This is a genomic window from Micromonospora sp. NPDC049580 (assembly GCF_040675595.1).
In the GTDB taxonomy this organism is placed as follows: domain Bacteria; phylum Actinomycetota; class Actinomycetes; order Mycobacteriales; family Micromonosporaceae; genus Micromonospora.
This window is the reverse complement of record NZ_JBFAPG010000182.1, coordinates 1-10,861: the sequence shown is the minus strand read 5'-3', so window position 1 is coordinate 10,861 and position 10,861 is coordinate 1. Positions and strand designations below refer to the sequence as shown.

At 73.7% G+C, this 10,861-nt stretch carries 11 protein-coding genes and 1 pseudogene; 3 read left to right on the top strand and 9 right to left on the bottom strand.

Annotated features, from left to right (window positions below; all coding sequences use genetic code 11):
- Positions 1–109 precede the first annotated feature (109 nt).
- Both AB0J68_RS16755 and AB0J68_RS16750 read right to left on the bottom strand, forming a co-directional pair.
- Positions 110–442 carry a hypothetical protein gene (locus tag AB0J68_RS16755; protein ID WP_355066906.1) on the bottom strand — a complete coding sequence of 111 codons (333 nt, stop codon included), beginning with the start codon at positions 440–442 and terminating at the stop codon, positions 110–112.
- A 22-nt stretch (positions 443–464) separates the two neighbouring features.
- Positions 465–857 (bottom strand): hypothetical protein, encoded by a 393-nt coding sequence (locus AB0J68_RS16750; RefSeq protein WP_354858182.1) that lies wholly within the window; start codon positions 855–857, stop codon positions 465–467.
- 398 nt (positions 858–1,255) lie between these two features.
- Between AB0J68_RS16750 and AB0J68_RS16745 the strand changes: the two genes are divergently transcribed.
- The 3 genes from AB0J68_RS16745 to AB0J68_RS16735 all read left to right on the top strand — a co-directional run bounded on the left by AB0J68_RS16745 (position 1,256) and on the right by AB0J68_RS16735 (position 3,988).
- A complete protein-coding gene (locus tag AB0J68_RS16745) occupies positions 1,256–1,471 on the top strand; it encodes a hypothetical protein (RefSeq protein ID WP_354858183.1) in 216 nt (71 codons plus the stop codon).
- Positions 1,472–1,607: 136 nt separating this feature from the next.
- A complete protein-coding gene (locus AB0J68_RS16740; RefSeq protein ID WP_363939244.1) occupies positions 1,608–2,867 on the top strand; it encodes a M48 family metallopeptidase in 1,260 nt (419 codons plus the stop codon).
- Complete coding sequence (locus AB0J68_RS16735; RefSeq protein WP_354858187.1) at positions 2,864–3,988, top strand: glycosyltransferase family 4 protein; 1,125 nt, start codon at positions 2,864–2,866, stop codon at positions 3,986–3,988. Before AB0J68_RS16740 ends, AB0J68_RS16735 begins: the two co-directional genes overlap by 4 nt.
- A gap of 13 nt (positions 3,989–4,001) precedes the next feature.
- Here the strand turns inward: AB0J68_RS16735 and AB0J68_RS16730 are convergent, their stop codons facing one another.
- From AB0J68_RS16730 to AB0J68_RS16700, 7 genes and pseudogenes are all read right to left on the bottom strand, one after another.
- Positions 4,002–4,670: a lysophospholipid acyltransferase family protein gene (locus tag AB0J68_RS16730; protein ID WP_363939242.1), complete on the bottom strand. Its 669-nt coding sequence runs from the start codon at positions 4,668–4,670 to the stop codon at positions 4,002–4,004.
- A gap of 13 nt (positions 4,671–4,683) precedes the next feature.
- Positions 4,684–5,268, bottom strand: coding sequence for a TetR/AcrR family transcriptional regulator (locus tag AB0J68_RS16725; protein WP_354858191.1), 585 nt, complete (start codon positions 5,266–5,268; stop codon positions 4,684–4,686).
- Positions 5,269–5,320: 52 nt separating this feature from the next.
- The gene (locus AB0J68_RS16720; protein ID WP_354858261.1) at positions 5,321–6,979 is read right to left on the bottom strand and encodes an EAL domain-containing protein; all 1,659 of its coding nucleotides are present in this window, start codon (positions 6,977–6,979) and stop codon (positions 5,321–5,323) included.
- Positions 6,980–7,058: 79 nt separating this feature from the next.
- Entirely contained in the window at positions 7,059–7,868 is an 810-nt protein-coding gene (locus AB0J68_RS16715; RefSeq protein WP_354858194.1) for an SAM-dependent methyltransferase, read from the bottom strand.
- A gap of 189 nt (positions 7,869–8,057) precedes the next feature.
- Complete coding sequence (locus AB0J68_RS16710; RefSeq protein WP_007072219.1) at positions 8,058–8,726, bottom strand: response regulator transcription factor; 669 nt, start codon at positions 8,724–8,726, stop codon at positions 8,058–8,060.
- 7 nt (positions 8,727–8,733) lie between these two features.
- Complete coding sequence (locus AB0J68_RS16705) at positions 8,734–10,425, bottom strand: GAF domain-containing sensor histidine kinase (RefSeq protein WP_363939240.1); 1,692 nt, start codon at positions 10,423–10,425, stop codon at positions 8,734–8,736.
- Positions 10,426–10,439: 14 nt separating this feature from the next.
- Positions 10,440–10,861, bottom strand: a pseudogene (locus tag AB0J68_RS16700) (long-chain fatty acid--CoA ligase); the annotation flags it as partial.

Here is a 10,861-nt window from a genome sequence, read left to right as displayed (position 1 = left end):
CGGCGCACCATCTTCGAGCTGCGGACGCCGATGACCGCCGCGCTGCGCACCGAGATCCGCGAGGCCATCGAGTTGGCCGCCGAGTCGCTACCAGCGGCCGGATCGCGTGTCAGCCGCAGCGGGAGACGGCGGGGTTCGGGTCGTGGCCGGTGTACATGTAGTCACCGGCGAGCATGCCGTTCGCGCTGCCGTAGAACGCGTTGTACCAGACGGTGTCGCCGTTGACCGACGATCCGGTCGCCCAGCAGTTCAGGTAGACCGACTGGCCCTTGGGGATCGTGAGGATGACCGAGCACTGCGAGTTGTTCAGCCACTGGCAGTAGCGCAGGTTCAGGTCCGTCTTCGTCTGGAAGTAGCCACCGGCGAACGCCGGTGTGGCGACCAGGCCGACCGCTGCGGTCACCGTGACGGCGCACGCGGCCAGGAGACGTCGTGGATTCATGTCTTCAACCTCCGGCGAGCGGTCAGTAGGAGCAGTACGGGGAGTCCATGATGTCGAGGGCCACCGCGTAGCCGTACGGCTCGAGGTAGGCCAGCTCGCCCGGGGAGACGCACACCCAGTCGCCGTTGGAGTAGAAGATCTTCGCGCCGTCGTCGTTGCGGCTGTTGTAGACCCAGTCCGCGCCCCTGCTCCGGGACCCGAGGGTCTGGTAGTAGTTGTCCTGGAACGACGCGGTCGGCGGGGCGCCGTCGTACGGGTTCCCGGTCACCCAGAAGCAGACGCGGGGGTAGTTGCAGCCGAGCGCCGAGGTGGCCTGCGCCGGCGTGGCGACGAGCCCGCCCGCGGCCGTCGCGGTGGCCGCGAGGAGCGCGACGGCCGAGAGCCGGGAGCGTGTGGTCGAGGATGGTCCGCGCATTCGAATCCTCCGATGGATCAACGTGGACGGCCGGTTGCACCCGGCCCGGCAGGTGCGTCGGTGGACCCTCGTCGGGCGGTGGATCGGCCGTACCGCAACGATCGCAGCGGCCCCGGTCGAGGGAACAGGCGCTTGACCGGCAGTTGACCGGCGATTGGATCGACGACGATCGGGGGCCCGTGGGCTACCGCGACACCTTGATCGACAAGAGGTCGGCGATGTCGTGGTGTCCGGCCGGCCGGGATACCCCGATTTCGCTGATCTGGAGTCGATCTAGCCCTCAACGGGGCGGTGCGGGCGGTTCTGTCGTACCCGGTGGATAGCGTCGATGTGACCGACGGTGCTCGGGCGACGACGACAGGGCGTCGACCGCGCATCGCCAGCGATCAGGAGGCGTGATGCTCATCGACTGCGACGGGTGCGCGAAACGGGCCGACGGCTGTTCCGGCTGCCCGCTGACCGCCCTGTTCGACGAGACGTCCCCGGCGGCCGGGCTGGTCGCCGCCGAGGTCGAGGCCATCGAGGTGCTCGCCCGGGCCGGCTTCGACGTCGAGGTGCTGGCCGCGCCCGCGCGGCCCGACGTCGCCGCACGCCGGGTCCGCCGGGTGGCCTGAGTTCCCGCACGGCCGTCCGCGTCGCCGGAGCGCGACACCGCGGGCGAAGCGGGCTTTTCGCGGGCCATAGGATGGGCGGTCACGGCGGGAGGAGCGGCGGGATGAACGGGGTACGACGCGAGCACGGCGGGCCCCGGTGACCCCGCGCGGTTGGGCGTTGCTGACGCTGGCCGGATTGACGGTGGCCCTGCTGGTGACCGCCGCGCTGTTCATTCCCTGGCACCGGCCACCGGCGCCCCGCGCCGACCAGCTCGCCGCGCTGCGCGATCTCCCGGTGGAGCAGGTGGCCAAGGGGCGTGCGTTCCGTGCCGCGCTGCGCCCCGGGAGCTACGCCGCGCTCGCCGTCGGGCTGCTGATCGCCGTCGCGCTCGGCCTCACCCCGCTGGGCAGCCGCCTGGTCGAGCTGGTGGGCCGGCCGTTCGGCGGGCACTGGATCGCGCGGGCGGTGCTCGGCGGTCTCGCCGTGGTGCTCGTCGCCGACCTGCTCACCCTCCCGTTCTCCGCGTGGCGCCAGAGCGTGCTGACCCGCTACGGGCTGAGCACCAACGGATGGAGTGGCTGGGCCGTCGACCTGCTCAAGTCGTACGCGGTCAGCGCCGTGATCGGCGCGGTGGCGCTGTTCGGCTTCTACGCGGTCATCCGGTTCGCGCCGCGCTGGTGGTGGGCGTTCGGCGCGGCGGGCGCGGCCCTGCTGGTGGTGCTGCTCTCGTTCGTGCTGCCGGTGCTGGTGGAGCCGGTGTTCAACAAGTTCACCCCCATGGAGCAGGGTCCGCTGCGCACCGAGCTGATGAGCATGGCCGCCCGCGACGGGGTGCCGGTGCGCGACGTGCTGGTCGCCGACGCCTCGCGGCGCACCAGGGCGGTCAACGCGTACGTCTCCGGCCTCGGGCCGACCCGCCGGGTGGTCGTCTACGACACGCTGCTGAGCGAGGCCACCCCCGCCGAGGTGACCGCCGTGGTGGCGCACGAGTTGGGGCACGCGAAGGACTCCGACGTGGCGGTGGGCACGCTGACCGGGGCGCTGGGCGCCGCCGCCGCCGTGGTGGCGCTCTACCTGCTCGGCTCGTGGGGGCTGCTGCTGCGGTTGGCCGGCGTCGACTCGGTGGCCGATCCACGCGCGTTCCCGCTGCTGATCGCCCTGGTCACGGTGGCCGGCCTGGTCGCCACCCCGGTGCAGGCGCTGATGTCGCGGCGGGTGGAGGCGCGAGCCGACGCGCACGCGCTCGCGCTCACCCGCGACCCGGTGGCCTTCGAGTCGATGCAGCGCCGCCTCGGCTCGGTCAACCTCGGCGACCCCGATCCGCCGCGCTGGGAATACCTCTACTCGGCCTCGCATCCGTCCACCGTGGAGCGGATGGCCGCCGCCCGCGCGTACGCCCGGGAGGCTGGCCGATGAGCCGCACGCTGCTGATCACCAACGACTTCCCGCCCCGTCCGGGCGGCATCCAGTCCTTCGTGCACAACCTCGCCGTGCGTCAGCCGGCCGGGTCGGTGGTCGTGTACGCGTCGAGCTGGCGCGGCGCCGCGAAGTTCGACGCCGACCAGCCGTTCGAGGTGATCCGCGAGCGCACCCGGGTGCTGCTGCCCACCCCGCTGATCGCCCGCCGGGCGGCCCGCCTCGCCCGCGCGTACGACTGCGACACGGTGTGGTTCGGCGCGGCGGCCCCGCTGGGGTTGCTCGCCGGCGGCCTGCGCCGCCGGGCGGGCGTACGCCGGGTGGTGGCGCAGACCCACGGCCACGAGGTCGGCTGGGCGGCGCTGGCGGCTGCCCGGCCGGCGCTGCGGCGCATCGGTCGGGGTGTCGACGTGACCACCTACCTCGGCGAGTACACCCGCGTCCGGCTGGCCCGCGTGCTGGACGGGGTGACCGACCTGCGCCGGCTGGCGCCCGGGGTGGACGTGGACACCTACCACCCGACGGTGGACGGTGAGCCGGTCCGGGCCCGGTTGGGGCTGACCGACCGGCCGGTGGTGGTGTGCGTGTCCCGACTGGTGCCGCGCAAGGGTCAGGACATGCTGATCCGGGCGCTGCCGGAGATCCGCCGCCGGGTGCCCGACGCGGCGCTGCTGATCGTCGGCGGCGGTCCGTACCGGGCGACCCTGGAGAAGCTGGCCCGGCAGATGGGCGTCGAGCGGGACGTGGTGTTCACCGGTTCGGTGCCGGCGGCCGCGCTGCCGGCGCACTACGCGGCCGGCGACGTCTACGCGATGCCCTGCCGCACCCGCAACCGCGGCCTGGACGTGGAGGGGCTGGGCATCGTCTACCTGGAGGCGTCCGCGACCGGTCTGCCGGTGGTGGCTGGGGACTCCGGCGGCGCCCCGGACGCCGTCCGTGAGGGCGAGACCGGGTACGTGGTCCGTGGCCGGGACGTCGCCCAGCTCGCCGACCGGGTCGCCCGACTGCTCGCCGACCGGGATCTGGCCCGCCAGCTCGGCGCGGCCGGCCGGGCGTGGGTGGAGCGGGAGTGGCGCTGGGAGGCGCAGGCACAGCGGATGGCGGCTCTGCTCGCCGGCTGACCGCCGCCCGTGTTCAGGTGCGGGCCGGCCGGGGCGGGGCGTAGCGGGGCACGTACTCCTGGTCGGTGAGCCGTTGGATCGCGGCCATCACCTCGTCGGTGATCATCCGGATGTCGCGGGGCCCGGTGATGCGCCCGGCGACCGGAATCGGCGGACCGAACCGCAGGGTGACCGGGTGTCGGCGGGGCAGCCGCGCGTCGACCGGCAGGACCTCGGCGGTGCCGAGCACACCGACCGGGATGATCGGCACCTCGGCGTCGCGGGCGAGCCGGGTCATGCCGACCCGACCCCGGTAGAGCCGCCCGTCCGGGGACCGGGTGCCCTCCGGGTAGATGGCGACGAGACCGCCGGCGCGCAGCACCGGCACGGCCGCGTCGAGGGCCGTGAGGGCGGCCCGGCCGCCGGCGCGCTCGACCCGGATGGCGCCCATGCCGGAGACGATCCGCCGGCTGAGCCAGCCGCTCGGGCCTCGGCCGGTGAAGTACTCGGCCTTGGCCCAGAAGGTGACGTGGCGCGGCGTCAGGCAGCCGAGGAACACCTCGTCGGCGACGGACAGGTGGTTGCCGGCGAGGATGGCGCCGCCGTGGCGGGGCAGATGCTCCAGCCCTTCCACGCGGGGCCGCCAGCCCAGCCGCAGGGTGGTGCCGACGGTCAGTTTGCCGATGTCGTACAGCAGGGGCACGTCTTCTCCCGGTTCAGTGCGGCGCGGGGCCGAGGTGCGCGTCGAGCGCGGCCCGCAGGAGGGTGTCGTCGTCGGTGACGCCGGTGGCCAGCGGCAGGCTGCCCCAGGCCCAGAGCTGGGCGATGCCGTGCAGGTTGGCCCAGAGCGCGCCGGCCAGCACCGGGGCGGGCGCGTCGGTCGGCTGGCGTGCCTGGGCGACCAGGTCGACCAGGAGGGTGAACAGCGGCAGGCTCGTCTCGCGCAGCCGCAGACGGCCGCTGGCCAGCAGGTCGTGGCGGAACATCAGCTCGAACATGCCGTGGTGCGCCGCGGCGAAGTCCAGGTACGTCCGGGCCAGCGCGACCAGGCGGGTACGCGGGTCCGGGCCGGCCGCGCGCAGCGTCTCCTCGACGCGGGCGGTGAGGTCGGCGAAGCCCTCCCGGGCGATGGCGGAGAGCAGGTCGACGTGGGTGGGGAAGTAGCGGCGCGGCGCGCCGTGCGAGACGCCCGCCCGGCGGGCGATCTCCCGCAGTGACACCGCCGACTGGCCCTCGCGCAGCACGAGGTCCACCCCGGCGGCCACCAGTCGGGCCCGCAGGCCCGCCTCCCCCTCGCTCATAGACAGTGTCTACCAGGCGGGCGTAGACGCTGTCTACTGGTGGTGCGGGGGTTCAGCGGATGCGGGCCAGGATGCGGTCGGCGGGGGCCGGCCGGCCGAAATGCCAGCCCTGGGCGGCGTCGCAGCCGATCGCCCGCAGCCGCTCGGCCTGCCCGGCGGTCTCCACCCCCTCGGCGGTCACCGTCAGGTCCAGCGCGTGTGCCAGCGACACCAGCGAGGCGAGGATCCGCTCGTCGGTACGCCCCACCGCCGGCGAGCGCAGGCCGGCCACGAACTCCCCGGCCACCTTCAGCTCGGTGACGGGCAGGTCCCGCAGGTACGCCAGGTTGCTGTAGCCGGTGCCGAAGTCGTCGATGGCGATGCGTACCCCGAGATCGGCCAGCACCCGCAGCGCGCGCACGGGCTCCTTGGCGCTGCTCATCATCGTGCTCTCGGTGATCTCCAACTGGAGTCGCTCGGGCGGCAGGCCGGTCTGGCGCAGCAGCGCCCGGACCTCCTGCACCAGGCCGGGCCGGTGCACCTGCCGGACCGCCAGGTTGACGCTCACGAACGGTGCCTGGACGCCCTCCGCCGACCACGCCTCCGCCTCCCGGCACGCCTCGGCCAGCACCCACCCACCCAGTTGCACGATCAGGCCGGTCTCCTCGGCCAGCGCGATGAAGCTGTCCGGCCGCAGGACGCCCAGCTCCGGATGGCGCCAGCGGACCAGCGCCTCCACGCCGAGCAGCCGGCCGTCGCGCAGCGAGGTCAGGGGTTGGTAGTCGAGGTAGAACTCGCCCCGCTCCAGCGCGGCCGGGATGGCCGCCGAGAGGGCGTAGCGGGCCAGCTCGCGGCGGTTGCGCTCGGCGTCGTAGAGCGCCCAGCGCGCCCCGCCGGCCGACTTCGCCCAGTGCAGGGTGCTGTCGGCGGCCCGCATCAGGTCGCTGGGGGTGGCCCCGGCCACCTGCCGCTCGACGATGCCGATGCTCGCCGTGACCTGGAGTTCGTGCCCGTCGACCACCGCCGGTGTGCGGACCGCGGCCAGGGCGCTCTCGGCCACCTCCACCACGGCGTCGGTGCCGCTGGCGCCCTCCACCAGGATGACGAACTCGTCGCCGCCGAGGCGGGCCACCAGGTGTTCACCGAGGGCCTGGCGCAGCCGCTCGGCCACCGTGGTCAGCAGCCGGTCGCCCACCTGGTGCCCCAGGCTGTCGTTGACGACCTTGAAGCGGTCCAGGTCGAGGAAGCACACCCCCATGCGCTGGGCGCCCCGGCCCGGCTCGTTGAGGGCGGCGGTGAGTCGTTCGGTGAACAGCGTCCGGTTGGGCAGGCCGGTGAGCGGGTCGTGGGTGGCCTGGTGGCGGAACCGGGCCTCGCTGGCCCGCAGCGCCCGCTCGGCCTGCGTCCGGGCCATCATGGCGGCCCGGCGGATCGACTCCTGCTCGTCGAGCGTCCGGTCGCGCAGCGCGCGGGCGTAGCCGGTCGCCACGGCGGCCAGCAGCCGCGCCATCCGGTCCTCGACGTCCTCGGCCACCAGCCCCAGGTCCCGCACGAGCCGGAGCTGGATGACCTCGACCGTACGACCCAGCCCCTCCGCGGACGCGATGTGCGCGGCGACCAACTCGGCGCCGACCCGGTGCCCGGCCCGCAGGTCGAACGGCTCGGCGAGCAGCGCGCCGGCCAACTGCCCGGTGAGCCGGTGCAGCAGGGCCTCGAGCTGAGCCTGGGTCATCGGCAGGTAGCTCGTGCCGGAGACCGCCTTGGCCCACGCGCGGGCGAAGGTGCCCGGGCGGGTGGCCTTCCCGGGCGACTCAGTCACCGAGTCGTCCGACGCCGCCCATGAAGACCGCGCGTTCGGCGTCCTCCGCGCTCTCCGGGGTGTCCGGTCGCCACTGTGGCACCCAGACGACGCCCGGGTCGACCAGCTCGAACCCGTCGAAGAGCGCGGTCAGCTCGGCCCGGTTACGAATCCAGAGCGGGCTGTCGGTACGCCGGTAGACCCGCTCGGCCTCGGCGCGCTCGTCCTCGCTGCGCCCGTCGTCGCTGGCCTGCGACAGCACCAGGTAGCTGCCGGGCGCCAACGCGTCGCGCAGCGTCGCCAGCAGCTCCGCCGGGCGGTCGTCGTCGGAGACGAAGTGCAGGACGGCCACGATCATCACGGCCACCGGTTGGCTCAGGTCGAGCAGCTTGCGGACGTCGGGGTGCGCCAGGATCCGCTCCGGGTGCCGCAGATCCTCCTGTACGACCACCGCGCGGTCGTTGCCAGCCAGGATCTCCCGGCTGTGCGCCACCGCGACCGGATCAACGTCCACATAGACCACCCGCGACTCCGGGTCGATGCGCTGGGCGATCTCGTGCACGTTGCCGACTGTGGGAATGCCCGAGCCGATGTCGAGGAACTGTCGGACGCCGGCCTCGGCGAGGTGGTGGACCGCTCGGCGCAGGAACGCCCGGTTGGCCTGCGCCATCAGCGGCGCCTCCGGGACGGCGGCCACCATCGCCTGCGCGGCGGCCCGGTCGGCGGCGAAGTTGTGCGATCCGCCGAGGTAGTAGTCGTACATCCGCGCGACGCTCGGGCGCTCGATGTCGATGGTGTCGGGTGCCCAGTCCGGCCGCTGCATGCGCTCAACCCCTTGAGTCCGCGACGCGGGCGTCGTCGCCCGCGCGGGTATTCTGCCCCCGACGTACCCGCCAGACCATAGCGTGCCGCCGAATTCCCGCCGACGTCGGTCGATACACGAAGGTCCGCGCCGGCGACGAGCCGGCACGGACCTTCGGTCGCGGTGTCCCGCTCGACGAGCGGGCGCGGGTCAGAACTTCGGGGCGTCCGGCGCTTCGAGCAGGCCGAGCCGCAGCGCGGTCATCAGCGCCTGTGCCCGGTTGGCGGCGCCGAGCTTCTCGTAGAGCTTCGAGATGTGCGTCTTGGCGGTGGACTCGCTCACGAACAGCTGCTTCGCGATGCCCGCCACGCTCATCCCGTCGGCGAGCAGCCGCAGCACCTGCCCCTCCCGGGGGGAGAGCTGCGGGCCGGACGGGGCGAGCCGACGCTTCATCGCCTCGGCCAGGTCGGCGGCCGTGAACGCGCTGGGCGAGGAGGCGGCGTGCCGCGCGGCGGCCACCACCTCGTCGGCCGGGGCGGTCTTCGGCACGAAGGCGCTCGCGCCGGCCTCCAGGGCGCCGAAGAGCTGGTCGTCGCCCGCGTACATGGTCAGCACCACGATGCCCATCGACGCGCTGGACTTGCGCAGCGCGCGGGTGGCCTCCAGGCCGCTGCCGTCGGGCAGCCGCAGATCCATGATCACCACGTCCGGCTGCAGGGCGCCGGCCTGGCGTACCCCCTCAGCCGCGGTCGCGGCCTCGCCGACGACCTCGAACTGACGGTCGCGCTCGAAGGCGTGCCGCAGGCCCTTGCGAATCAGGTCATGATCGTCGACAAGGAGAACCTTGGTGCGGGTGGCCGGTGTCGGACTTGTGGTCATCCTCGGGTTACTCCCCTTCTGGTGCTGCGCTGTCGCGCACGTTGTCGCGCCGGGACGAGGTGCCGAGAACCACCGCCACGGTCGTGCCGCTGGGTTGCCGCGGCCTGATCTCCAACCGGCCCCGGATACGTTCCGCCCTCTCGGCCATGATCGCAAGACCGTACCGTCCGTCGGGGCGCTGGTCAGCCATCCCCTGACCGTCATCCGACACTTCAATTTGAGCGTACGGGGGGTCCACCTCACACGTGACCCAGAGATTCGAGGCTCCGGCGTGCTTGCGAGCGTTGGTCACCGCCTCCTGCGCGATGCGCAGCAACTCGGCCTCGGTGGCCGCCGGCAGGCGCGCGGTGGACTCGTCCAGCGACAGGTGCACCCGCAAGCCGCCCGAGGCGCCCACCGTCCGGGCGTACTCGGCGATCGCCGCGGCCAGGCCGCCCTGCCGGTCCACCTCGCTGCGCAGCTCGAACAGGCTCAGCCGCAGCTCGGTGATCACCCGGGTCACCTCGCCGCGCAGCGTACGCAGCGCCTCGGCGGTCTCGTCCGCGTCGTCGAAGACGGTGGCCAGGGCGTTGTCGATGCCGTAGCCGACCATCACCAGCTCCTGCGCCACCCCGTCGTGGATCTCCCGGGCCAGCCGCTGACGCTCCTCGTTGGTGGCCAGCGAACGGACCTCGTCGAACAGCAGAGCCGCCTCCAGCCGCAGCGCGGCCGGCTGGGTCAGCCCGGTGACCCGGGACACCACCGGCGGCGGGTACGCCTGCGCGACGTCCGCCTCCAGCACCACCAGCCCCACCGTGCGCACCCCGGCGACCAGCGGGACGATCAGCGCCGACACGTCCCCGCCCCGGTGGGAGCGCGACTGCGAGCGGGCGGCCGTCGTGGCCTGCTGGCTGGCCCAGGCGTCGGCGATCGCCGAATCGGCGTCCAGGGTCGTCTCCCAGTCCACCCGGTCCACCCCGGCCTGGGCGAGCACCACGAGCCGGCCCCCGCCGCTGGCCGACAGCACCGCGCCCCGGTCCGCCCGGGCCACCGTGCGCAGCTCCTCCAGCAGGTGCTCGGAGATGCCGCCCGGGTCCAGGGTCGCCCCCGGCAGTTGCCGGGCCACCGTCCGCAGCTGGGTCAGCAGCCGGGTCGCCTCGGCGTACGGCTGGGGCTTGCCGTCGGCGCGGACGGCCATCACCCGGTGCAGGGTGCCGGCGGCGTAGAGCCCGAGCGCGGCGAGGATCAGCCACTGCGCGCAGACCGCGAGGTAGCCGACCTGGCCGAGCTGACGCCCGCCGTCGACCTGGGTCAACGCGCCGCTGACCAGCAGCGTGCCGGCGGTCACCGCGAGCAGCGCCGCGCCCTCGCGGAAGCGGCGGCGCAGGGCGGTGACGGTCACCGGCACCGCCAGGTAGGGCAGCACCGCGGAGGCGCCGAGCCCGTCGACCGTGCCCCCGACCGACGCGACAGCGGCGACCTGGCTCGCGGCCAGCCCCAGCACCACCACCTCGGCCACCCGGCTCAGCGGCCCGATCAGCCGGTGCTGCGGGGCGAGCAGGGAGGGCGCTCCGGCGACCGCCAGCAGCGCGATCCACCACAGCTGGGTGACGTCGCGGGTGGCGAACAGGGTCAGGATCGCGACCAGCGCCAGCATCACCAGGCGGGCGGCCGCGGCGAGGGGATGCGGATGTGGTGGGGCGGATGCGGATGCGGGCACGTGACGGATGGTAGTCAGCTGCGGTAGATGTCGGCGATCTCCGCCGCGTACGTCTTGTGGACGACCTGTCGCTTGACCTTCAGCGACGGGGTCAGCTCACCGGTCGCCTCGGTGAAGTCGCGGGGCAGGATCCGGAAGACCTTGATCGCCTCGGCCTTCGACACGGACTGGTTCGCGGTGTCGATCGCGGACTGGACCTCGGCGCGCAGGCCCTCGTTCTCGCGCAGCTTCTCGACCGGGGTGTCCGGGGGCAGTCCGGCGCTCGCGAGGAACGTCGGCAACGCCTCCTCGTCGATGGTGACCAGCGCGCCGATGAACGGCTTGGCGTCCCCGACGACGACGCACTGGCTGATCAGCGGGTGGGCGCGGACCTGGTCCTCCAGCACCGCGGGGGCGACGTTCTTGCCGCCCGCGGTCACGATCAGCTCCTTCTTGC

Excerpts from the sequence above, each read along its gene's own strand:
- AB0J68_RS16710 (WP_007072219.1), bottom strand. The coding sequence starts at position 8,726 with ATGACCACAAGTCCGACACCGGCCACCCGCACCAAGGTTCTCCTTGTC.
- AB0J68_RS16725 (WP_354858191.1), bottom strand. The coding sequence starts at position 5,268 with ATGAGCGAGGGGGAGGCGGGCCTGCGGGCCCGACTGGTGGCCGCCGGG.
- AB0J68_RS16745 (WP_354858183.1), top strand. The coding sequence starts at position 1,256 with ATGCTCATCGACTGCGACGGGTGCGCGAAACGGGCCGACGGCTGTTCC.
- AB0J68_RS16735 (WP_354858187.1), top strand. The coding sequence starts at position 2,864 with ATGAGCCGCACGCTGCTGATCACCAACGACTTCCCGCCCCGTCCGGGC.
- AB0J68_RS16715 (WP_354858194.1), bottom strand. The coding sequence starts at position 7,868 with ATGCAGCGGCCGGACTGGGCACCCGACACCATCGACATCGAGCGCCCG.
- AB0J68_RS16755 (WP_355066906.1), bottom strand. The coding sequence starts at position 442 with ATGAATCCACGACGTCTCCTGGCCGCGTGCGCCGTCACGGTGACCGCA.
- AB0J68_RS16720 (WP_354858261.1), bottom strand. The coding sequence starts at position 6,979 with ATGACCCAGGCTCAGCTCGAGGCCCTGCTGCACCGGCTCACCGGGCAG.
- AB0J68_RS16750 (WP_354858182.1), bottom strand. The coding sequence starts at position 857 with ATGCGCGGACCATCCTCGACCACACGCTCCCGGCTCTCGGCCGTCGCG.